Here is a 22,003-nt window from a genome sequence, read left to right as displayed (position 1 = left end):
TCTCCTCATGTCGACATCCCGTCGGCCGTGGCCCGCGGCGCGGACTCTCCCGGCTCCCCGTGCCGCAGCAGCTCTTCGATCAGCCGGACGGCCTCCGGTACGGCGTCGGACACCGGCGGGCTGAGGCCGATGCCCTCGTCCACCGTGGCCGGTTCGCATCCGACGACCAGGACGCGCCATGGCGGTTCGCCGCCGGTCCCGGCGCACAGGGTGCCCAGCAGCGCCAGGACGGTGTCGGGGGTCATCCGGTGGCCGTCCAGGGCGGGCGTGCCGGGCGGCGGGCCGGCGCCGCCGACGTCGTGTTCGATCACGTACAGCGTGCCGGGGGCTTCGCCGCGCGCGGTGGCGTCCACCAGGACGAGGGTGTCGTAGCCGTCCAGGAGCTGGTAGGCGAGGTGCACCCCGCGCACGCCGATGTCCACGACCTCGACGTGTCCGGGCAGGTCGCGCTCGGCGAGCCGGCGGGCGGTCTCCACACCGAAGCCGTCGTCCGTGAGGAAGATGTTGCCGATGCCCGCCACGAGCGTCCTCGGAGCTGCCGGTGCGGGAAGGTTCATGCGTCGTCCTCCGGCAGGGTGACCTCGTCGGGCTGGAAGTACAGGAACCGGCCCTGCTCACGGCGGATGTCGGCGCCCGGGTCACCGTCGACCGTGACCGCCAGGTGCACGCCGCCGTCGACGTCGTGCAGCACCGCCTCGACCGTCGCGGTGCGGCCGCGCAGGAAGATGTCCTGCGCGTCGGTGCGCCGCAGACCCGGGCGCAGCTCGACGCGGCTGCCCTTGCCCACCGGCCGGCCGTCCACCAGCACGTGGTCCTTCGCCGGGTCGAAGCCCGCCTCGCTCGCGGGGTCCCACCAGGGGGTGTCCGGACGCTGCACCCCGTGCTCGTCGGGGAAGCCGACGTCCGCGGTGACGGGGGCCGGGCCGGTCGCCTCGCGCAGACTGCGCACCGCCCCGTGCAGCCGCTCCAGGACCTCGGCCGGCATCGAGTCCGCCAGCTCGATCACGGCGGCCGCCCGCTCGTCGGTACCGCGGGCCTCGCGTTTCTCCTCGTCGGTGAGGGCCGCGGTGCGCAGCGCGAGGATCTCGTCGATCTCGGTGGCGTCGTAGAGCGCGCCGGGACTCTCCGGTGCGATGGCCGGATGGTCCTCCAGGATGATCGGCGAGGACAGCACGAGGTCGGCGGTGCCGGTTTCGCCGGCGAGCACGGGCCAGGTGTGCAGGTTGCGGCAGGCGGCCACCGCGCCCTTCGCCCACTCGGGAGGATCGGTCATGGACAGGAACGATCCGGCGCTGAGGCCCATGAGGAGATGGGTGGCCACCAGGGAGTGCGGCAGCGCCGCGTCCCGGCCGGCGTCGCGTACCTCGGACGGTGTCCAGTCACTGGTGTTCTCGACGACGGCGGTCAGCCGCAGGGCCCGGTAGGGGCCGTCGAGTTCGCGGGCGGACAGCCGGATCGTCCCGCTGATCTCCTCGCACCGCCGCAGGAGCCGGCCGACGGTGCGGCCGGCCGCGTCCTGGACGGGTTCGGTGTCCTCGCGGGCGGGGCGCCGGAAGGGATGGGTGACGCCGTCGCCGAGGAGTTCGTCCACCGGGGCGACCACCTCGACCCGCTCCTCGCCTCCCTCGTCCCAGGGCACCAGCACCCGGTCGTCGAGGCGAAGTTCGGCGACCGTGTCGAATCCGCCGTCCGGACGTACCCGCTGCACGGTGCGCCGTCGGGCGTGCAGGAAGCGCACCTCGACGGAGAGGGTCGCGCCCGCCTTCGGTTCCATCAGGCATTCGGTGTGCTGGAAGTCGTGCTCCTCGCATTCGGCGCCCCAGCCGGGCGGCACCAGCACCCCGAACTGCCAGCGCAGCCGGTTCTTGGCCGCCGAGGCGCGGTACGGGTAGAGCACATAGCCCTCGAAGAGGACGGCGTCGGCCACCTGCCGGGCGAGGGCGAACCGCTCCTGCGTCTCGGAGGCAAACGCGGTCACGGTCACGGATCCGTCCTTCCGGTGGTGGCGGTGAGCGCGCGCAGCGCGTCGCGCCGGGGCGGGTCCGTGTCGCCGCTGCCGTCGAGCAGGGCCTTGAGGGTGGCGTCCCAGGAGGGCAGCGCGTGCCGGGAGCGGTAGGCGAGGAGGGCGTCCATGGTGTCGCGCGGCAGCCTGATCCAGCCGCATCCGGGGAAGTGCTGCTCGACCATCTCCCGCCAGGTCGCGACCGGCATCCGGAACACCGCCTCCCGGTCCCACGGCACCGGCTCGACCCGGAAACCGCCTTCGCCGACGAACGCCGTACCGGAGAACAGCATCAGCAGCGGGACCTCTCCGGTGGTGAGGGCGTCCAGGTAGCGGGTCGCCGCGATGTCCATGTCGTAGGTGCACGGGACGACGAGGTCGGTTTCGGTCTCTCCGGTGAAGCCGGGGACCATGAGCGAGATCTGCGCGAACTGCACCGGCTGGAGCGTGCTGCCCCAGCGCGAGCGCTCGCCGAACAGATCCACCAGCCCGTCGGCCTCGGCGGACTCGTAGCCGCGGCGGGCGGGTTCGATGCGGATCTGGCAGCGCAGCGCGAGGGCGTGCACCCGCGCGGCGTCCGCGGCGGTGACGCGCAGCCGGAAGACGAGGGTGGGTCCGGCGGCGTAGCGGTCGGCGCGGACGCCGGTGCAGGCGAAGGAGAACTCCGTCATGGCCGCACCGCCTCGTCCACCGGCCGGGCGCGCCGCGCGACGTCCGCGAAGAACGCGTCCAGCGCCGCCCGGGCCTCGGCCCCGCCGTCGAAGCCCTGCCACAACAGGCGCATGCGGCCCACCAGTTCGTAGCAGATGTCGATCGGTACGAGGTGGCATTCGAAGCGGCCGTCGGCGCGGCGCAGCAGCAGCGCCTCGACGTCGGGTTCGAGCAGTCCCGCGAGACGGCTGCCGCCGAGGACCGTCGTCCAGGTGGCCGGTTCGAGTTCGCTCTCAGTGGCTCCGGCCGGGCTCGGGTAGAGGGCGACCAGCCGGTCGAGCGCGGCGTTGCGGAAGAGGAAGGCGACGCCGACCGGGATCTGCAACGCCTCCCACGCGCTCTCGTCGAGACGATGTCCGGGGTCGGTGAGGTAGCGGGCCGGGACCGTGCGGAAGCGGCCCGCGGCGGCGCCCTGCTGCTGCATCAGCAGGGCGCAGGCGGTACAGGCGCAGACCAGGGCACGTTTCTCGGTGTCGACCAGATGGCGGTGGTCCGCCTCGACCGGCACGGCGCACAGCTCGCACCGTTCGGGCCGCGGCGGTCGCTCGGTGAGGAATCTCCGCAGGGCGGGTGTGCGCGTCGCCGGGGACGCCGTCATCGGGCGCCCGTCGGTGCCGTGCCGATCTGCAGGAGCGTGGGCCCCGCGGGCGCGGTCTGTACGTCGACCGCGCCGACCTCCGGTGCGAAGCAGGCGAGGGCCGCGCGCGCGGCCTCCCGGGCGCTGTCGGCGGACCCGCATCCGCAGCCGCCGGCCTCCCGGGCCCGCAGGGTCAGGGCGCCGCTCTTCTCGTCGAAGTCCACGACGGCCAGGGCGTGTTCGCGGACGCTGTCGAGGGCCCGGGTGATGCGGGTGTCGCGGTCCTCGGGGTGCAGGTCGTGCAGAACGAGGAGGCCCGCGACGAGTTCGTCGCCGAGCAGGGCCGCCAGCGGGTCGCCGTCCGGGGCGGCGGACAGCAGGTGGAGGACGCGGGCCAGTCCGGCGCCGTAGAAGTCCATGAGGGAGCGGACCAGTTCCTCGGCCGCCTCGGCGGCGGCCGGGTCACCGCTCGCGGCCAGCCGGTCCAGCACCTCCTCGACACGGCGTCCGGTCTGCTCCGCGTCGACGGGTCGCGCCGCCGTGGGCGCGCTCATCCGCCCAGTCCGCTCAGGCCGGTGGGCACGTGCATGGACTTCACCGTCTTGCCGCCCCCGACGTACATGTGGACGCCGCAGGGCAGACAGGGGTCGAAGCTGCGGACGGCGCGCATGATGTCGATGCCCTTGAAGTTCTCCGGGGTGTTCTCCTCGAAGATGGGGGTGTTCTGCACGGCGTCCTCGTAAGGGCCGGGCGTGCCGAAGGTGTCCCTGGTGCTGGCGTTCCAGGGAGTGGGCGGGTACGGGTGGTAGTTGGCGATCTTGCCGTCGCGGATCACCATGTGGTGCGAGAGGACGCCGCGGACCGCCTCGGTGAAGCCGACGCCGAGCCCCTCGTCCGGGACCTCGAACTTCTCCCAGGTCTGGGTGCGTCCGGCGCGGACCTCCGCCAGGCCCTTCTCCGCGCAGTGCAGGGCGACCGCGGCGGCGTACGCCTGGAAGTAGGTGCGCGCGCGGTTGCGCTCCAGGGCGTTGGACCACTTCGGGATCTTCCACTCGAAGCTGGTCTCCGGCTTGGTCATGGTGCGCGGCAGGTTGATGACCACGCTGTGGCCGGTGGCCTTGACGTACCCGATGTCGACGAGCCCGGACAGCGCCGTGGACCACAGGCGGGCGATGGGGCCGCCGCCGGTGTCCAGGGCGAGGTGGTCCTTGCCGTCGAACCAGCGCGGGGACATGACCCAGCTGTACTTGTCGTCGAAGTTCCGCTTCTGCGGGGCGGGGATGGTGTGCTGGTTCCACGGGTGGCGCGGGTCCACCGGGTTGCCGAGCGGGTCGTGGGTGACGAACTGCTCCTGGCCCTGCCAGTCCTCGTAGTACGAGCTGCCCAGCAGGATGCGGATGCCGAGGTTGATGTCGGTGAGGTCGTTGGTGACGAGCTTGCCGTCCACGATGACACCGGGCGTGACGAACATCCGCCGGCCCCAGTCGGACATGTTGGCGTAGGTGAAGTCGCAGTACTCGGGGTCGTTGAGCGCGCCCCAGCAGCCGAGCAGGACCCGGCGGCGGCCCACTTCCTCGTAGCCCGGCAGCGCCTCGTAGAAGAAGTCGAACAGGTCGTCGTGCAGCGGCACGACCCGCTTCATGAACTCGACGTAGCGCATCAGGCGGCTGAGGTAGTCCGTGAAGAGCTGTACCGAGGCGATGGTGCCGACGCCGCCCGGGTAGAGCGTGGAGGGGTGCACGTGGCGGCCCTCCATCAGACAGAACATCTCGCGCGTGTACCGGCTGACCTGGAGGGCCTCGCGGTAGAACTCGCCTTCGAGGGGGTTGAGCGAGCGCATGATGTCGGCGATGGTGCGGTAGCCGTGCTCGGCCGCGTGCGGGGCCTCGGTGCGTTCGGCGAGTTCGAGGACGCCGGGGTTGGTCTCCCTGACCATCTTCTCGCAGTAGTCGACCCCGACCAGGTTCTCCTGGAAGATGTTGTGGTCGAACATGTACTCCGCGGACTCGCCGAGGTTGATGATCCACTCGGCGAGGTGCGGGGGCTTCACGCCGTACGCCATGTTCTGCGCGTACACCGAGCAGGTGGCGTGGTTGTCGCCGCAGATCCCGCAGATGCGGCTGGTGATGAAGTGGGCGTCGCGGGGGTCCTTGCCGCGCATGAAGACGCTGTAGCCGCGGAAGACCGACGAGGTGCTGTAGCACTCCGCGACCCGCTTCTGCTTGAAGTCGATCTTCGTGTGGATGCCGAGGGAGCCCACGATCCGGGTGATCGGGTCCCAGGCCATCTCCACCAGGCCGCTGCCGTCTCCGGCCGCCTTCGTCGTTGCCATCGTCTTTGCCGTGCCCTTCGTTGCGCGGGGTTCGGTTGTGGGGGTGCGCGAAGCAGAAGCGGGTGCGCGAAGCGGAAGCGGGTCACTCGCGGTGGGGCGTCACCAGGGAGGCCGGTAGCCGGTGGTGATCTTCTCGCCGGTGCGGCGCCACTTGGGCTCCTTGTCCACCGTCTTCGCCGTGATCGAGCGCAGCTTGCGGACCACGGCTCCGTAGGCGCCGCTGGCCGTGCTGGAGAGCTTGGCTCCGGGCGGCTCGTCCATGAACGGCATGAACTTGTCGGGGAACCCGGGCATGGTGCAGGCGATGCAGATGCCGCCGACGTTCGGACAGCCGCCGATGCCGTTCATCCACCCGCGCTTGGGCACGTTGCACTTGACGACCGGACCCCAACAGCCCAGCTTCACCAGGCACTTCGGCGAGTCGTACGACAGGGCGAACTCACCCTGCTCGTAGTAGCCCGCGCGGTCGCAGCCCTCGTGGACGGTGGCCCCGAACAGCCAGGTGGGACGCAGCTTGTCGTCCAGCGGGATCATCGGGGCGGCGCCGGTCGCCTGGTAGAGCAGGTACGTGAGCGTCTCGGAGAAGTTGTCGGGCTGGATCGGACAGCCGGGGACGCACACGATGGGGATGCCGGCCTGGGACTTCCAGTCCCAGCCGAGATAGTCCGGCAGGCCCATGGCGCCGGTCGGGTTGCCCGCCATGGCGTGGATGCCGCCGTAGGTGGCACAGGTGCCGATGGCGACGACCGCCAGCGCCTTGGGGGCGAGCCGGTCGATCCACTCGCTGGTGGTGATCGGCTGGCCGGTCTCCGGGTTGTCGCCGAAGCCGCACCAGTAGCCCTCGGGCTTGATCGCCTCGTTCGGGATGGAGCCCTCGACGACCAGCACGAACGGGTCGATCTCGCCCCGCTCGCCCTTGAAGAACCACTCGATGAACGTGTCCGCGCCGCCGACCGGACCGCACTCGAAGTCGATCAGCGGCCAGTGGACGGCGATCTTCGGCAGCCCCGGCAGCGCGCCGAGCACGATCTCCTCGATGCTGGGCTGCATCGCCGCCGTCAACGCGACCGAGTCGCCGTCGCAGCTCAGCCCCGCGTTGATCCAGAGAATGTGGATCGTGGGTGTCTCGTCGGCGGGCGCAGCGCCGACCGTCTTCGTCGTCGCCTCAGTCATGGGGACCGCCTCCTGGGGAGGTGAGGAATGAAAGCCCCATTTCGGGACTTTCCGCGTTCATCGGATTCTTGTTATCAGCCGACGGGCCGCGACGGGATGCCATGCGGGGCCATTGCGGTGAATTCGGCGGCAGACGGACCCGGATCGGTTTGAGAGGCGGCCAGGTGCGCCGGGGTGCCCGCGGGCCGTTCCTTGTGGACGAACGCCCGGCGCAGCGCGTGGTACGGGGCGTCCGGGTCGTCGAAGGTCCGCCGCATCCGGGCGAGCTCCCGCTCCCGGTACGCGGCCAGCGGGGTTTCGCCCTCCCGACGCTCCAGCTCCGTCTTCTTCGCGGCGATCCGGGTCCCCGTCGCCGGCCGGGCGGCCAGCTGCGCGGCCAGGCGGCCGACCTCCGCAGCGAAGGCTCCCGGCCCGGCGTCCACCACCCGGTCGACGAGCCCGAGACCCAGCGCGCTCGCCGCGCTCACCGGCAGCGCCTCCCGCGCGAGGCGTTCGGCCACCGCCGGGCCCGCCCGGCGGGGCAGGGTGTACGTCCAGTACTCCGAGCCGTACAGGCCCATCAGCCGGTAGTGCGGGTTCAGCACGGCACCCGAGCGGCACCACACCTCGTCCGCCGCCAGGGCGAGCATCACCCCGCCCGCCGCCGCGTTGCCCGCGACCGCCGCGACCACCAGCCGGTCGGTCGTCGTCAGGACCGCCTCGACCAGGTCGTCGATGGCGTTGATGTTCGCCCAGGACTCGGCGGCGGGGTCGTCGGCCGCCTCGATGACGTTGAGGTGGATCCCGTTGGAGAAGAAGTCCCGCTCGCCGCCCAGCACCAGCACCGACGTGGGCCGGGCGCACGCCTCCCGGTAGGCGTCCAGCAGCCGGCGGCACTGCTCGGTGCTCATGGCGCCACCGGGGAAGGAGAAGGACAGGAAGCCCACCTCGCCGCTCTCCCGGTAGCGGATGTCCGCCCAGGTGGCCTCCGGCACCTCGGGCAGGGGCGGCAGCCGGTCGCCGAGGGCCGCGACCGCGGGCAGCTTGTACGTCGGCGGCCGCCCGGGCAGCCGGCGGGCCCGCAGCTCCGGGATCCACACGGCGCCGTCCCTGGTGGCCCGGGAGACCGCTCCGGCCCGGGTCGCCAGCAGCTCGCCCGGGCGGCCGCGCAACACGTTCTCGGGGTGACCGCCGTGCAGGTACCACTCGCCGCCGAGCAGCGTGTCCAGCACACCGGGCTGCGAGTCCGCCGCCCTCAGCTTGCGCAGGACGGTCCCGGTCGCGTCCTCGGCCCAGTCGATGCGCCGGACACTCTGGTCCAGGTACGGACGCGGGCGCAGGCGGGCGTCGGCCGCGCGGACCGTGTCCTGCTCGCACGGCACGTAGGTGCCCCCGGCGAAGCGCTCCACCGCCAGCAGGACGGCTTCCAGCGCGGCGTCGGCGACCTCGCCCCGGTACAGCTCGCTCTTGGACACCCGAGGCAGCCGACAGGGCACACAGGCCCACACGTCGCCGCCGTCCATCTCCCCGTCGGCCTGGAGGACGGTGACACCCCACTCGTCGATGCCCTCGTGGATCGCCCAGTCCAGGGAGGACGGACCACGGTCGCCCACGGGTCCCGGGTGCACGACGAGGCACGTGTACGCCGCCCAGACCTCCTCGGGGATCACGGACTTCAGCATCGGCGCCACGACGAGCTGCGGTGCGTGCCGTCGTACGGCGTCCGGCAGCGAGCTGCCCGGCAGGGCGAGTTCCACCGCCACCCGATGGCCGCGGTCGCGCAGCTCGGCGTGGACGCGCTGGGTGAGGCTGTTGAACGCGCTGGCTAGGAGCAGGATGTGCACGGCTGCCTCCGGGCGGGACGAACGGCAGGCAGAAATGGCCGCCGACGTGATCCTCGGCCCGGGTGGCCCGCCGCCCCTCGACGACAGGCGGTCGGATCATCCGAAATCATCCGAAAGCGGGCAGGCGTCCGGCGTCCGGGTGTCCCCCACCGGCCCTCACCTCACCCGCGGCGCTCGCCTCATCGACGGCGGCGCGGGAACCCCGGCCCCGGCGTCCCGGGTGGGCCGCCGCAGGGGATCACCGTCGTCGCAGGCCGCTGGTGATGCGTTCCCACGGGGAGCGGGTGGCGCCGAAATGGGTCTCGTGCGCCCAGATGTGGGTGCACGACCGGCACTGGAGGTGGAGCAGGCTGCCGGCGTTGGAGAGCAGGTAGCGCCAGTGCTCGGAGCAGGTGCGGCCCTGTTCGCAGGTGGCGCAGCCACGACGGTCGTCACAGTTGGGGCAGGCCACCCAGGCCCGGCGCCCGATGTCGGCCTGGGGGTCAAGCGGCAGCATGGCCACCTCCTCGGCGCGGCAGCACACCGGCCGCGACCAGCTCGTCGTACACGCGCTGCTGCTCCGCGTCGAGGCCGGAGTACAGCAGCTCGTACGCCGCCTCCTCGTCGCGCAGCACGGCCACGGGGTCCCAGTCGGGGCCGAGAGCGTCCAGGACATGGGCGCGCCGGAGCATCTCGTGCGCGGTCAGGTCGATGGTCAGGTCGGACGAGGGGTGGACGCCGGGCCGGTTCGCGGTGGGCCGGCCCGCCGCGCCGGATTCGTCCGGCTCGTCAGGAAGGGCGCGATCATGGGGGGACATGTGACCGAACGTAGGTAAGCCTTCCTCGCCGGGACAAGAGCAGGTGGGAGAAGTCACAGCGGTCCGTGGACGCCCCGGCCTCCCCGGTCGGGACTCACGGCCGTGTTCCGGACCCGGTGCGGCGGACCGGACGCGGAGCGGTGTCACGGCGCCCACCGGGCCCCTCGGCGGACCGCCGCCGGCGCCTTGCCGCCCGCGGGCCCGGTGACCGCGACACTCATCGCGGACGCCGTGGTGTGGTCGCACCCGCACCCGCACCCGCACCCGCACCCGCACCCGCACCCGCACCGACCGTGGTGGCTGCCACCCGTCCCGTCACCACTCGTGCGCGGTGTCGTCCTCGCCCGCCTCCAGCAGGGTGGCCGCCTCGCCGATGATCCGCGGGTCGGGGCGGCCGACGACCTCGTCGTCCTTGTCCGTGTAGTCGAAGCGGGCCAGGACACTGCGCATGGCCTCCACGCGGGCGCGCTTCTTGTCGTTGCTCTTCACCACCGTCCACGGGGCGTGTTCGGTGTCCGTCTCACGGAACATGGCCACCTTGGCGGCGGTGTAGTCGTCCCAGAGGTCGAGGGAGGCCAGGTCCATCGGGCTGAGTTTCCACTGCCGTACGGGATCGACCTGGCGGATCGTGAACCGTGTGCGCTGCTCGCTCTGCGACACGGAGAACCAGAACTTGACCAGTTCGACCCCGTCGTCCACGAGCATCCGCTCGAACAGGGGTGCCTGGCGCATGAAACGGCGGTACTCGTCGTCCGTGCAGAAGTCCATCACCCGCTCCACACCGGCCCGGTTGTACCAGGACCGGTCCAGCAGGACGATCTCGCCGGCGGTCGGCAGATGCTCGACGTAGCGCTGGAAGTACCACTGTCCGCGCTCGCGTTCGGTCGGCTTCTCCAGCGCGACCACACGGGCACCGCGCGGGTTGAGGTGCTCGGTGAACCGCTTGATGGTGCCGCCCTTGCCCGCGGCGTCACGGCCCTCGAAGACGATGACGAGCCGGCGCCCGGTCTCCTTGATCCAGCTCTGCAGCTTCAGCAGTTCTATCTGTTGGAGCCGCTTGTGCAGGTCGTACTCCTTGCGCTCCATGCGCTGGTCGTACGGGTAGTTCTCCCGCCAGGTGTCCACGGGAGTTCCGTCCGGCCGGATCAGCACCGGATCGTCGTGGTCCGTGTAGTCGACGCGCACCCCTGACAGCAGTTGGTCCATCTCGCGATGGAAGCAAGCAGGTGCGTACAGGGGGCGAACGGCGCGCGAAGCACAGGTGTCCGCTGCGGCGAGGGGGCGCCGGGCGATGTTCCCCCCGGCCCTCCCCGGCCGCGCGCCGCCCCGGGCTCACCGCCATGCCCCCGCGCCTGCCGAACGTGCCCGCGCGGCCCGGAGAGGCCGAGGTCACAGGGGTCAAGCGGCCAAGGTCACAGCCGCCCCCTCTGCTGTCGCTCGGCCCCTCTGGCCTAGCATCCGAGCATGACGGTCCTGCCCGACGACGGGCTTTCGCTGGCCGCCGAGTTCCCTGACGCGACCCATGAGCAGTGGCAACGCCTCGTGGCGGGTGTGCTGCGCAAGTCGGGCAGGGACGTCTCGGACGCGGCAGCCCAGGAGGCCCTGTCCACCGCGCTGGAGGACGGGCTTCACCTCCGGCCCCTGTACAGCGCGCACGACACCGCACCCGACCCCGGCCTGCCCGGTTTCGCACCGTTCGTCCGCGGCGGCCGTGCGGAGGGCAACTCGGTCGGCGGCTGGGACGTACGCCAGCAGCACACGGCCGACGGCGCGGTCCTCGCCGATCTGGAGAACGGCGTCACGTCGCTCTGGCTGGTCCTCGGCGACGGCGGCATTCCGGTCGCCTCGCTCGGCCGGGTCCTCGACGGCGTGTATCTCGACCTGGCGCCCGTCGTCCTGGACGCCGGGAGTGACGTCGAGTCCGCCGCACAGGAGTTGCTGCGGCTGTACGAGGAGCGGGGCGTCGCCAGGGAGGCGGCGCGCGGCAACCTCGGTGCCGACCCGCTGGGCCACGAGGCCCGTACCGGCCGGGGGTACGACTTCGCGCCCGTGGCCGGTCTCGCGCGCCGGTGCGCCGAGGCGTATCCGGGCCTGCGGGCGGTGACCGTGGACGCGCTGCCGTATCACGAGGCCGGCGGTTCGGCCGCGCAGGAGCTGGGCTGTTCGATGGCGACCGCGGTGGCGTATCTGCGGGAGCTGACCGAGGCGGGCCTGCCGGTGGAACACGCCTGCGCCCAGCTGGAGTTCCGGTACGCGGCCACCGCCGACCAGTTCCTGACCGTGGCCAAGCTGCGGGCCGCGCGACGGCTGTGGGCGCGGGTCACCGAGGTCTGCGGGACCGCGGTCGGACAGGTGCAGCACGCCGTGACCTCGCCCGTGATGATGTCCCGTCGCGACCCCTGGGTGAACATGCTGCGCACGACCGTCGCCACGCTGGCGGCCGGGGTGGGGGGCGCCGACGCGGTGACCGTGCTGCCCTTCGACCACGCCCTCGGCCTGCCGGACGCCTTCGCGCGGCGCATCGCCCGCAACACGTCCACGATCCTCATCGAGGAGTCGTACCTGTCCCGGGTCGTCGACCCGGCCGGCGGCTCCTGGTACGTGGAGCGGCTCACCGACGAACTCGCCCACGCGGGCTGGGAGTTCTTCCAGGAGATCGAGCGGACGGGCGGCCAGGCGGCCGCGCTGCGCTCGGGCCGGATCGGCCAGGACCTGGCGGACACCTGGGCGGCCCGGAGCGCGAAGCTGGCCAAGCGGCGCGAGCCCATCACCGGCGTCAGCGAGTTCCCGAACCTCGATGAGCGTCCGGTGGAGCGCGCCCCCGCCCCCGCACCCCGCTCCGGCGGGCTGCCCCGGGTACGGCGCGACGAGGCGTACGAGGTGCTGCGCGCCCGCTCCGACGCCCACCTGGCGGCGACCGGATCCCGCCCTCGGGTCTATCTGGCCGCGCTCGGCCCCGCCGCCGCGCACACCGCCCGCGTCGGCTTCGCCGCGAACCTGTTCCAGGCCGGCGGCATCGAGCCCGTCACGGAAGGCTCCTTCGCGGACAGCGGTGCCACCGAGGCCGTCCTCTGCTCCAGCGACGCGCTGTACGAGGAACAGGCGGCGACCCTGGCCCAGGAGCTCAAGGACGCGGGTGCCTCGCACGTGTTCCTGGCGGGCCGCCCGGGGCAGTACCCGGGAGTCGACGCGTACGTCTTCGCGGGCTGCGACGCCGTCGCCGTGCTCTCCGCCGCCCTCGACCGCATGGGAGTGTCCTGATGGGAATCCCCGACTTCTCCGGCATCGAACTGGGGACCCCGGCCGCCGACGGCGGCGCCGACGAGTGGCGTACGGCCGTCAAGCAGGCCACCGGCGGTGACGAGCCGCTGTGGGAGACGCCGGAGGGCATCGCGGTCAAGCCCCTGTACACGGGCCGCGACCTGGAGGGCCTGGACTTCCTGGGCACCTACCCGGGCATCGCCCCGTATCTGCGCGGTCCGTACCCGACGATGTACGTCAACCAGCCCTGGACGATCCGCCAGTACGCCGGCTTCTCCACCGCCGAGGAGTCCAACGCCTTCTACCGCCGCAACCTGGCGGCCGGCCAGAAGGGCCTGTCGGTCGCCTTCGACCTGCCCACCCACCGCGGCTACGACAGCGACCACCCCCGGGTCACGGGTGACGTCGGCATGGCGGGCGTGGCCATCGACTCCATCCTCGACATGCGGCAGCTCTTCGACGGCATCCCGCTGGACAGGATGACCGTGTCGATGACGATGAACGGCGCCGTACTGCCGGTCCTCGCCCTCTACATCGTGGCCGCCGAGGAACAGGGCGTCCCGGCGGAGAAGCTGGCCGGGACCATCCAGAACGACATCCTCAAAGAGTTCATGGTCCGCAACACCTACATCTATCCGCCGAAGCCGTCGATGCGGATCATCTCCGACATCTTCGCCTACACCTCGCAGCGGATGCCCCGCTACAACTCCATCTCGATCTCCGGCTATCACATCCAGGAGGCGGGCGCGACAGCCGACCTGGAGCTGGCGTACACGCTCGCGGACGGCGTGGAGTACATCCGCGCGGGCCGTGAAGTGGGCCTGGACGTGGACGCGTTCGCGCCCCGGCTGTCGTTCTTCTGGGCGATCGGCATGAACTTCTTCATGGAGATCGCCAAGCTGCGCGCGGCCCGCCTGCTGTGGGCGAAGCTGGTGCGGCAGTTCGACCCGCAGAACCCCAAGTCGCTGTCCCTGCGCACCCATTCGCAGACCTCCGGCTGGTCGCTGACCGCGCAGGACGTGTTCAACAACGTGACGCGTACGGCCGTGGAGGCCATGGCCGCGACGCAGGGCCACACGCAGTCGCTGCACACCAACGCCCTGGACGAGGCGCTCGCGCTGCCCACCGACTTCTCGGCGCGCATCGCCCGCAACACCCAGCTGCTGATCCAGCAGGAGTCCGGCACCACCCGGGTGATCGACCCGTGGGGCGGCAGCGCGTACGTCGAGAAGCTGACGTACGACCTCGCCCGCCGGGCCTGGCAGCACATCCAGGAGGTGGAGGCGGCGGGCGGCATGGCCAAGGCGATCGACGCCGGCATCCCCAAGCTGCGCATCGAGGAGGCGGCGGCCCGCACCCAGGCCCGCATCGACTCCGGGCGCCAGCCGGTGATCGGCGTCAACAAGTACCGTGTCGAGACCGACGAGCAGATCGACGTCCTCAAGGTCGACAACTCCTCCGTGCGCACCCAGCAGATCGCCAAGCTGCGGCGCCTGCGCGCGGAACGCGACGAGACCGCCTGCCAGGACTCGCTGGACGCCCTCACCCGCGCCGCCGCCGGCGAGGGCAACCTGCTGGAGCTGGCGGTCAACGCGGCCCGCGCGATGGCCACCGTCGGGGAGATCTCCGACGCCCTGGAGAAGGTGTACGGGCGCCACGCGAGCCAGATCCGTACCATCTCCGGCGTGTACCGCACCGAAGCCGGGGAGTCACCGTCCGTGGAACGCACCCGTACCCTGGTGGACGCCTTCGAGGAGGCCGAGGGCCGCCGTCCGCGCATCCTGGTCGCCAAGATGGGCCAGGACGGCCACGACCGCGGCCAGAAGGTGATCGCCACCGCCTTCGCCGACCTCGGCTTCGACGTCGACGTCGGCCCGCTCTTCCAGACGCCGGGCGAAGTGGCCCGCCAGGCCGTCGAGGCGGACGTGCACATCGTCGGCGTCTCGTCACTGGCCGCCGGACACCTCACCCTCATACCGGCGCTGCGCGAGCAACTCGCCGAGGAGGGACGCGAGGACATCATGATCGTGGTCGGCGGAGTGATCCCGCCGCAGGACGTGCCGACGCTCCTGGAGATGGGCGCGGCGGCCGTCTTCCCGCCCGGGACGGTGATCCCGGACGCGGCCTACGATCTGGTCGAACGGCTGTCGGCCGGCCTCGGGCACGAACTGTAAGCCCCATGGCCATCGACCTCGACACGTATGTGAAGGGTGTACTCGACGGCAAGCGGGCCCTGGTGGCCCGTGCGATCACGCTGGTCGAGTCCACCCGGCCCGACCACCGCGCGCTGGCCCAGGGGTTGCTGACCGAGCTGCTTCCGCACAGCGGCAAGGCGCGGCGGATCGGCGTCAGCGGGGTGCCGGGCGTGGGCAAGTCGACGTTCATCGACGCGTTCGGCACCATGCTCACCGCGCTCGGCCACCGGGTCGCGGTGCTCGCCGTGGACCCGTCCTCCAGCCGGACCGGCGGCTCGATCCTCGGCGACAAGACGCGGATGGAACGCCTGGCCGTCGACCCGGCGGCCTTCGTCCGCCCCTCCCCGACCTCGGGCACACTGGGCGGGGTGGCCAAGGCGACGCGCGAGTCGATCGTGGTGATGGAGGCCGCGGGCTACGACGTCGTCCTGGTGGAGACCGTCGGCGTCGGCCAGTCGGAGACCGCGGTCGCCAACATGGTCGACTCCTTCCTGCTGCTCACCCTCGCCCGCACCGGCGACCAGCTCCAGGGCATCAAGAAGGGCGTCCTGGAACTGGCCGACGTCATCGCCGTCAACAAGGCGGACGGCCCGCACGAACGCGACGCGCGCGCCGCGGCCCGTGAACTGGCGGGCGCCCTGCGGCTCATGCACGGCAGGGACGCCGCCTGGACCCCGCCGGTCCTCAGCTGCAGCGCCCGCGAGGCGGCCGGCCTGGACACCGTCTGGGAGCGCCTCGAACAGCACCGCACGCTGCTCGACTCCACCGGCCGGCTCACCGCCAAGCGCCGCGAGCAGCAGGTCGACTGGACCTGGTCCATGGTCCGCGACGAGCTCCTCGGCCGTCTGCACGCCGCCCCGGCGGTACGGTCCCTGGCACCCGCCCTCGAACAACAGGTCAGAGACGGCGAGTTGACGGCCACCCTGGCCGCGGAGCGCATCCTGAAGGTGTTCGGCGGAGAGGAGAACTGACGAACCGCTCGCGCCCGTTCGCGTGAGTCCGACGCGCCGGTGTGTACTCCCCCGGGCCGGCGCGCGGCGGGCCGGTCCACCCTGTGGGCAGGCGCCGCCGGTCGATATTCCGCTGGAGCAGGTCGTTTCCGCGCTCCTATAGTGGCGGCCATGCGCGCCCCCTACCCCCGAACCCCACATGTGCCCTGGTCACCGGGCTTCTCCGCGGACGATGTGCGGGCCGGTGGTCTGGGCGGGTTCGTCGGGCGGGAGATCGTCGTCACCGAGAAGCTCGACGGGGAGAACACCACGCTGTACGCGGACGGGCTGCATGCCCGCTCGCTGGATTCCGCGCACCATCCGTCGCGGGCGTGGGTCAAGGCCCTGCAGGGGCGAGTGGGTGGACGTATACCCGCGGGGTGGCGGGTGTGCGGGGAGAACCTGTACGCGCGGCACTCGATCCCGTACGACGACCTGGACAGCTTCTTCTACGGGTTCTCCGTGTGGGACGAGCGCGACCGGTGCCTGGGCTGGGACGAGACCGTGCGGTTCCTGCGGGGGCTGGGCGTGCCGGCGCCGCCGGTGCTGTGGCGGGGGACGTTCGACGAACGGGCGCTGCGGCGGCTGCGGGTGGAGACCGGGCGGCAGGAGGGGTACGTCGTACGCACCGTCGAGGGCTTCGCGCGGGAGGACTTCGCCGGGCGGGTCGCCAAGTGGGTGCGGCCCGGGCACGTCACGACGGGGACGCACTGGATGCACGCGGCGGTCGTCGCCAACGGGCTCGGACCCGCGGCCGCGCTGTGGGCCGTGCGGTCCGGGGCGGCGCCGGACGCGGAGGCGCTGGCCGGGCACATGGGCGTGGCGGACGGCGACGCGGACGCCGCCGCCGAGGTGGCTGCGCGGCTGGACACGCTGGGGCGGGGCGGCGAGGCGCGGCTCGCGGGGGTGCTCGCCGCGCTGCTGCACCGCACGCGGCGGCCGTGGCTGATGAGCCGCGCCGCCGGATCGCTGGGCGTGCCGCTCGCGAGGCGGGTCGCCGACCTGGTGGGACTGCACGGTGCCGTGCACCGGCCGTACCCGGACGCGGAGCGCCGGGCCGGACTCGTGCGGATGTCGTTCGCGGCCGACCTGGGGGTGCTGCACGCCGTGGCGGGGGCGGTCGCGGAGGACGAACAGGCGCGGGAGCAGGCGCAGTGGTCGGCTCTGCACGCCGAGGAGGCCGGGCTGCTCGGCGAGACACCTCTCGGGCCGTTGCGGTCCGGGCTGCGCCGGGCGCTGGCCGAGGAGGCGATCGGCGGTGCGGCCGGGGACCGGTGCTGGGCGGAGGCGCGGGAGCTGTACGCACAGGGGCGGGTCTCCACGGTGGAGGAGGCCGTCGCGGCGACGTGGCGGTGGCGGAGCGGGGAGTTTCCGCGGCTGGTGCACCTCGTGGGGCCGTCGGGCAGTGGCAAGAGCGCCTTCGCGGCGCGGCTGAAGGGCGTTTCGGCGCGCGTGGAACTGGACGGACTGCGGGCGGCGCGCGGCTCGCGGGCGGACCAGAAGGCCAACGGCGAGGTGCTGCGGGAGGGGCTGGAGCGGTTGGACGGAGCGCTCGGCGCCGGTGGCACGGTGGTGTGGGACGCCACGTCGCTCAACCCGCACCAGCGGTCCCTGGTGCACGCCGTGGCCCGTCGCCGGGACGCGCTGGTCACGCACGCCGTGGTGCTCGCCGACGAGGACGAGCTGCTGCGCCGCAACGCCACGCGGGCGCATCCGGTGCCGGCGGACGTGCTCGCGGGCCAACTGCGCCGGTTCGTGCCGCCGTACCCCGGTCAGGCGCACCGCACCTGGTACGTGGGCGCGGACGGGACCGTGGAGGACCGCGACGGCACACTGGACGGGGAGGACGTCTGATGCGTACCAGCGAGGAGATCTATCACCGCGTGCGCTGGGACGCCCGCTTCGACCCCGCGCGGTTCGTGCTCGGCATCCACCAGCGCGGCGCGGCGCCGAAGCGGGTGCCGCTGCCGACCTTCGTGCCGGGCGGCGAGATCCCGTGGCACCGGGTGCTGTTCGTGGAGGCGGACGGCGAGGTCGTGTGGGACCGCGCCACGGGCGTGGACCGCGTCGACGCGTCCGGCGCCGGCCGGGTGCGCGAGGCACGGCGGCTGCGGGCGCCCTTCTTCACGGCACGCCCGCCGCACACGTGGGACGCGTCCGCCGGGCGTTGGACGCCCGCGGCGTCCGCCCGGGGGGAGGCGGGGCGCGACCGGGTGCGGGTGCTGACCTGGAACACGCTGTGGGACCGCTACGACAGCGAGCGCATCGACACCGCCCTGCGCCGTCCGCTGCTGCTGGAGGCGCTCGAGCGCGCCGACGCGGACGTCATCGCCCTCCAGGAGGTCGAGGCGGGGCTGCTGGCCATGCTGCTGGACGCCGCGTGGGTACGGGCCCGCTACACCGTCGGCGCCGACCCCTACGGGAAGGACGTCGACGACTGCGGTCTCCTCCTGCTCAGCAGGCTGCCCGTGAGGGAGGCGGCCCTGCATGTCCTGGGCCGCCACAAGGCCGTCACCGCCGTCGTCGTGGACACGGTGTCCGGGCCGCTGACCGTGGCCGCCACCCATCTGACGAGCGACCACTCGGAGGACGGGCCGACCCGGCGCGGCGCCGAACTGACCCGGCTCGCCGAGGGGCTGGCCGGTGTGGCGGGTGGCCTGGTCCTGGTCGGCGACTTCAACGACGGCGGCCCCGGCCCGGCGCGCACGCTCGGCCTGCGCGACGCCTGGACCGAGGCGCACGGGCCGCACGATCACACGCCCACCTTCGATCCCGGCGTCAATCCGCTGGCCGCCGTCTCGTCCCTCTCGGGCCGTGTCTCCCGTCTCGACCGCGTCTTCGTCCGCCCCGGCGACGGTCCGCGCGTCACCGGGGCGACGCTGCTGGGCGACACGCCCACCCCGGCGGGGCTGTTCGTCTCCGACCACTACGGGGTCGTCGCCGACCTGCACTGCGGTGCCGATGCGCCCGTCGACGTGCTCGACGTCGCGCCGACACCTCGTACGGCACTGGCGTGGGTCCCTCCGCGCGAACTGTGGCCGGCGCTCCAGGACGTGCGCCGCGATCACGACGTGCAGATCCGGCGCTGGCCGCCGCACGTCAACGTGCTCTTCGGGTTCGTCCCCGAGTCGGACTTCGAGCGGGCGGCCCCGCTGCTGGCCACGGCGGCCGCGCAGGTCGCGCCGTTCACGGCGCGGCTGGAGGGACTGCACACCTTCGGCCACCGGGACGGCGCCACGGTGTGGCTGGACCCCGCGGCCGAGGACGACACGCCGTGGGTGGAGCTGTGGCAGGCACTGGTGCGGCGCTTCCCGCGCTGCCGTGGACGCCACGACGGCTTCACCCCGCACCTGAGCCTCGGCCGGAGCGCCGACCCGCAGGCCGTCGCCGTCGACTGCGCGGCGCGTCTCTCCCCGATGACCGCGCCGGTCGGCGAACTGGTCCTGCTGTCCCGGCGGGGCGAGGAACCGATGCGGCCACGGGCCACGGTCGCCCTCGGCACCGGCGAGGTGCGGTGGCTTCCCGAGCCTGCCCTCGGCAGGTCCGACCGCGGGTGGGAGGACTGGGCCGCGCCCGCCGCCGACGCGGCCGTCCGGCCCGCCACGGACGACGCGGCGGCCGAGCAGGTCGTACGGCGCCTGACGGACGCGCTCGGCGAGGGCGCCGTCCGTCTCGCGGGGTCGCGGCGCATGGGCTGCGCGCTCGCCGGATCCGATGTGGACGTCGTCGCGGCGCTGCCGGGCGCCGTGGACCTCGCGGCCGTACGGGAGCGGGTCACGGCGGCGCTGCCGGGCGTCGAGCGGATGCGCGAGGTCGTCGGCGCGCGCGTGCCGGGTCTGCGGTTCCGCTGCGGCGGGCTCGACGTGGATCTGGTGGTCGTGGCCACGGGGTCGATGCCGGTGGTGGACGCGTCGGCCCGGCGGGCCGAACTGGGGGAAGAGGCGGCGATCGCGCTCAGCTCGGTCTCCGACGCGGAGGCTGTCCTGACGGCCGTGGGCGCCGACCGAAAGCAGCAATTCGTGGTGCTGGCACGAGGGGTGAAGGCGTGGGCGCGGGCGCGCGGCCTGGACGGGGCACCGTTCGGCGGCCTGCCCGGAGTGGCCTGGGCGGTGCTTGCGGCTCTCACGGTCCGCCGGTCCCCCGACCTCGTGGACTCCGGCGATCTGCTGCGACGGTTCTTCGGCACCTGGGCCGCGTGGGACTGGCGGGAGCCCGTCGGTCTCAGCCCGGCAGGTCGCGGGACCGGCGCGGCCGTGACGGTGCTGACGCCCAGCGACCCCGTGCGCTCCTGCACCGAACAGGTCGACCCGCACGGCCGGGACTTGCTGAGCCAGGAGCTCTACAGGGCCTGGGAGACGGTGGAGACCGCGGCCGAGTCCGGTACGGATCCCTGGCCCGAGCTGCTCTGCCCGCCGCCCCTGCACCGGCGGCACGCGGCCTGGGCCGTCGTGACGGTCCCGCGCCTGCGGGAGGAGTCCTTCGACGAGCTCAACGGGCGCGTACGCGGACGTATGCGCGCGCTGCTCAGGGCGTTGCGGGAGGCGGGGGTGCGGGACGCGCACGCCTGGCCGCAGCCCCTGGCCGCCGGGCCCACGTGCTCCGGGGGCCCCGCGGGCGTGCGCTACGCCATCGGGCTGGGGCACGCACCGCTCGACGCGGAACGGCTCGCGGGCATCGCCGGCCGGTGGGGCACCGGCCTGCAGGGCGTCCAGGTGACACGGGTCGAGGGCGGGGCGATTCCCACCGTGCGCCGGCACACGACGACCGCCGACGCGCCGGGCACTGCCCCGTCCACGTAAGGCCGCGCCCCGCGCCTCGCCCGCCGCGCGGCGGATCCAAGAGGCCCCGCGGGAGGCCGAAGGCGGGCAGTCCCGGCCGCCGCATCGTCAAGGCCTGTGGGTGAGAGGCATATGGACCAAGCGGCGATAGGCGTCCGCGTCGACGTTGCTGCCGCACACGATGGTGGCCACGTGCCGCCCGGCGAAGCGGTCACGGTTTTCGAGGATCGCCGCGATGCCGAGCGCGGCCGACGGTTCGACGACGAGGCCGGCGTGGTCGAGGAGCATCCTCATCCCGGCGATGATCGACGCCTCCTCGACCAGGACGGCGTCGTCGGCGACCAGGAGGAGGTCGTCCAGGACGGCCGGGATGGGGCGTCGGCCGGCGACACCGTCGGCGATGGTGTCGGTCGAGTCGGTGGTGACGACGCTCCGTCGGCGCCACGAGTGGGTCATGGCCGGTGCGCCCAGCGGCTGGACGCAGACCACCTCGACTGCGGGCGCCAAGGCCTTGACCACATGACCCACCCCGGTGGCCAGCGCCCCGCCGCCGAGAGCGATCAGGACCGTGTCGAACGACGGCGCCGTGTCCACCAGTTCCAGGCCGATGGTCGCCGCGCCCTCACAGGTCTCGATGTCCAGACTGTCCTCGACCAGCCGGATGCCTTCGTGCCGTGCGACAGCCGCCGCCCGCTCGCGGGCCATCTCGAAGTCGCCGTCCACCAGTTCCAGCCTGGCCTCCAACGCGCGGATGCGATCAAGCTTGGCCGCGGCAGCGAAGCGGGACGCCACGACGGCGACCTCGAGCCCCCGGGAGCGGCCGGACCAGGCGAGCGCTTGGCCGAGGTTGCCGGCGCTGGCGCACACCACGGCTCGGGGGCCGTGGTCGGCGAGCAGGCTCGCGACGACCTCGGTGCCGCGCGCCTTGAAGCTGCGGACGGGGTTCGCCGTTTCGAGCTTGACGCTCACGGCGCACCCGAGCCGGGGCTCCAGCGTCTCGCAGCGGTACAGCGGAGTGTCGAGGAACACCGGGTCGATCACCCGGCGAGCCGCCCGGATACGAGCGGTGTCGAGGCGCGTCTCCTGCACGACATGGCAGCGTAGTGCCGTCCGCGCTGCTCCATCGAGCAATTGTCCATTCCTGCGCCTCGGTTGAGCTCGACAGCGCAGTGTGAGCCTCGCGGCGCTCGACGACCTGGCCGGGCCCGGAGGGGCTCCGGCGCGATGCGGGCGACGACGTCGGGTGCGTACACGGATCGCCGCGGTGCCCCGGTGGACCCGACCCGGTGGACACGTGGAGAGAAGCATCTCCTCCGCTTGTCCGTACTATCTCTCCATCAGTGCTCTGCACAGGGCTTTGCAGTG

The 22,003-nt window shown here is 72.8% G+C and carries 17 protein-coding genes; 5 read left to right on the top strand and 12 right to left on the bottom strand.

Annotation, left to right across the window (positions count from 1 at the left end; genetic code table 11):
* Positions 1-5: 5 nt before the first annotated feature.
* From ACFVYS_RS20790 to ppk2, 11 genes are all read right to left on the bottom strand, one after another.
* Entirely contained in the window at positions 6-557 is a 552-nt protein-coding gene (locus ACFVYS_RS20790; protein ID WP_389503976.1) for a hydrogenase maturation protease, read from the bottom strand.
* Positions 554-1,984 carry a hypothetical protein gene (locus tag ACFVYS_RS20785; RefSeq protein ID WP_389503974.1) on the bottom strand — a complete coding sequence of 477 codons (1,431 nt, stop codon included), beginning with the start codon at positions 1,982-1,984 and terminating at the stop codon, positions 554-556. Before ACFVYS_RS20785 ends, ACFVYS_RS20790 begins: the two co-directional genes overlap by 4 nt.
* Positions 1,981-2,673, bottom strand: coding sequence for a DUF6084 family protein (locus ACFVYS_RS20780; protein WP_389503972.1), 693 nt, complete (start codon positions 2,671-2,673; stop codon positions 1,981-1,983). The genes ACFVYS_RS20785 and ACFVYS_RS20780 overlap by 4 nt, the downstream gene beginning before the upstream one ends.
* On the bottom strand, positions 2,670-3,311 hold the full coding sequence (locus tag ACFVYS_RS20775; RefSeq protein WP_389503970.1) for a DUF5947 family protein: 642 nt from the start codon (positions 3,309-3,311) through the stop codon (positions 2,670-2,672). The genes ACFVYS_RS20780 and ACFVYS_RS20775 overlap by 4 nt, the downstream gene beginning before the upstream one ends.
* Positions 3,308-3,844 (bottom strand): hypothetical protein, encoded by a 537-nt coding sequence (locus ACFVYS_RS20770; RefSeq protein ID WP_389503968.1) that lies wholly within the window; start codon positions 3,842-3,844, stop codon positions 3,308-3,310. The genes ACFVYS_RS20775 and ACFVYS_RS20770 overlap by 4 nt, the downstream gene beginning before the upstream one ends.
* Entirely contained in the window at positions 3,841-5,622 is a 1,782-nt protein-coding gene (locus ACFVYS_RS20765; protein ID WP_389503966.1) for a nickel-dependent hydrogenase large subunit, read from the bottom strand. Before ACFVYS_RS20765 ends, ACFVYS_RS20770 begins: the two co-directional genes overlap by 4 nt.
* A 99-nt stretch (positions 5,623-5,721) precedes the next feature.
* Positions 5,722-6,795, bottom strand: coding sequence for a hydrogenase expression protein HypE (locus ACFVYS_RS20760; protein ID WP_389503964.1), 1,074 nt, complete (start codon positions 6,793-6,795; stop codon positions 5,722-5,724).
* 74 nt (positions 6,796-6,869) lie between these two features.
* A complete protein-coding gene (locus tag ACFVYS_RS20755) occupies positions 6,870-8,618 on the bottom strand; it encodes an enoyl-CoA hydratase-related protein (protein ID WP_389503962.1) in 1,749 nt (582 codons plus the stop codon).
* A 238-nt stretch (positions 8,619-8,856) separates the two neighbouring features.
* Positions 8,857-9,114 carry a hypothetical protein gene (locus ACFVYS_RS20750; RefSeq protein WP_142267680.1) on the bottom strand — a complete coding sequence of 86 codons (258 nt, stop codon included), beginning with the start codon at positions 9,112-9,114 and terminating at the stop codon, positions 8,857-8,859.
* Positions 9,101-9,415: a DUF6400 family protein gene (locus ACFVYS_RS20745; protein WP_389503960.1), complete on the bottom strand. Its 315-nt coding sequence runs from the start codon at positions 9,413-9,415 to the stop codon at positions 9,101-9,103. Before ACFVYS_RS20745 ends, ACFVYS_RS20750 begins: the two co-directional genes overlap by 14 nt.
* A gap of 315 nt (positions 9,416-9,730) precedes the next feature.
* A complete protein-coding gene (gene ppk2 / locus ACFVYS_RS20740) occupies positions 9,731-10,621 on the bottom strand; it encodes a polyphosphate kinase 2 (protein ID WP_389503958.1) in 891 nt (296 codons plus the stop codon).
* A gap of 258 nt (positions 10,622-10,879) precedes the next feature.
* On the opposite strand from ppk2, the gene ACFVYS_RS20735 reads away from it, so the two are divergent.
* The 5 genes from ACFVYS_RS20735 to ACFVYS_RS20715 all read left to right on the top strand — a co-directional run bounded on the left by ACFVYS_RS20735 (position 10,880) and on the right by ACFVYS_RS20715 (position 20,659).
* A complete protein-coding gene (locus tag ACFVYS_RS20735; protein ID WP_389503956.1) occupies positions 10,880-12,676 on the top strand; it encodes a methylmalonyl-CoA mutase family protein in 1,797 nt (598 codons plus the stop codon).
* On the top strand, positions 12,676-14,850 hold the full coding sequence (gene scpA / locus ACFVYS_RS20730; protein WP_389503954.1) for a methylmalonyl-CoA mutase: 2,175 nt from the start codon (positions 12,676-12,678) through the stop codon (positions 14,848-14,850). The genes ACFVYS_RS20735 and scpA overlap by 1 nt, the downstream gene beginning before the upstream one ends.
* Positions 14,851-14,855: 5 nt before the next feature.
* A complete protein-coding gene (meaB, locus tag ACFVYS_RS20725) occupies positions 14,856-15,842 on the top strand; it encodes a methylmalonyl Co-A mutase-associated GTPase MeaB (protein ID WP_389503952.1) in 987 nt (328 codons plus the stop codon).
* A 150-nt stretch (positions 15,843-15,992) separates the two neighbouring features.
* On the top strand, positions 15,993-17,714 hold the full coding sequence (locus ACFVYS_RS20720) for an RNA ligase family protein (protein WP_389503950.1): 1,722 nt from the start codon (positions 15,993-15,995) through the stop codon (positions 17,712-17,714).
* The gene (locus tag ACFVYS_RS20715) at positions 17,714-20,659 is read left to right on the top strand and encodes a poly(A) polymerase (protein ID WP_389503948.1); all 2,946 of its coding nucleotides are present in this window, start codon (positions 17,714-17,716) and stop codon (positions 20,657-20,659) included. The genes ACFVYS_RS20720 and ACFVYS_RS20715 overlap by 1 nt, the downstream gene beginning before the upstream one ends.
* Positions 20,660-20,746: 87 nt before the next feature.
* On the opposite strand, the gene ACFVYS_RS20710 is transcribed toward ACFVYS_RS20715, so the two are convergent.
* The gene (locus tag ACFVYS_RS20710) at positions 20,747-21,727 is read right to left on the bottom strand and encodes a threonine/serine dehydratase (protein WP_389503946.1); all 981 of its coding nucleotides are present in this window, start codon (positions 21,725-21,727) and stop codon (positions 20,747-20,749) included.
* Positions 21,728-22,003 lie beyond the last annotated feature (276 nt).

The sequence above is a fragment of the Streptomyces sp. NPDC058295 genome, from assembly GCF_042880655.1.
Taxonomy (GTDB): Bacteria; Actinomycetota; Actinomycetes; order Streptomycetales; family Streptomycetaceae; genus Streptomyces; species Streptomyces coriariae.
Note: the sequence above shows the minus strand (reverse complement) of the source record. Positions and strands in the feature narration are given on the sequence as shown.

Coding starts and splice junctions, on each gene's coding strand:
- ACFVYS_RS20760 (WP_389503964.1), bottom strand. CDS start 6,795: ATGACTGAGGCGACGACGAAGACGGTCGGCGCTGCGCCCGCCGACGAG.
- ACFVYS_RS20780 (WP_389503972.1), bottom strand. CDS start 2,673: ATGACGGAGTTCTCCTTCGCCTGCACCGGCGTCCGCGCCGACCGCTAC.
- ACFVYS_RS20790 (WP_389503976.1), bottom strand. CDS start 557: ATGAACCTTCCCGCACCGGCAGCTCCGAGGACGCTCGTGGCGGGCATC.
- ACFVYS_RS20715 (WP_389503948.1), top strand. CDS start 17,714: ATGCGTACCAGCGAGGAGATCTATCACCGCGTGCGCTGGGACGCCCGC.
- scpA (WP_389503954.1), top strand. CDS start 12,676: ATGGGAATCCCCGACTTCTCCGGCATCGAACTGGGGACCCCGGCCGCC.
- ACFVYS_RS20770 (WP_389503968.1), bottom strand. CDS start 3,844: ATGAGCGCGCCCACGGCGGCGCGACCCGTCGACGCGGAGCAGACCGGA.
- ppk2 (WP_389503958.1), bottom strand. CDS start 10,621: ATGGACCAACTGCTGTCAGGGGTGCGCGTCGACTACACGGACCACGAC.
- ACFVYS_RS20775 (WP_389503970.1), bottom strand. CDS start 3,311: ATGACGGCGTCCCCGGCGACGCGCACACCCGCCCTGCGGAGATTCCTC.
- ACFVYS_RS20720 (WP_389503950.1), top strand. CDS start 15,993: ATGCGCGCCCCCTACCCCCGAACCCCACATGTGCCCTGGTCACCGGGC.
- ACFVYS_RS20750 (WP_142267680.1), bottom strand. CDS start 9,114: ATGCTGCCGCTTGACCCCCAGGCCGACATCGGGCGCCGGGCCTGGGTG.
- meaB (WP_389503952.1), top strand. CDS start 14,856: ATGGCCATCGACCTCGACACGTATGTGAAGGGTGTACTCGACGGCAAG.
- ACFVYS_RS20765 (WP_389503966.1), bottom strand. CDS start 5,622: ATGGCAACGACGAAGGCGGCCGGAGACGGCAGCGGCCTGGTGGAGATG.
- ACFVYS_RS20735 (WP_389503956.1), top strand. CDS start 10,880: ATGACGGTCCTGCCCGACGACGGGCTTTCGCTGGCCGCCGAGTTCCCT.
- ACFVYS_RS20745 (WP_389503960.1), bottom strand. CDS start 9,415: ATGTCCCCCCATGATCGCGCCCTTCCTGACGAGCCGGACGAATCCGGC.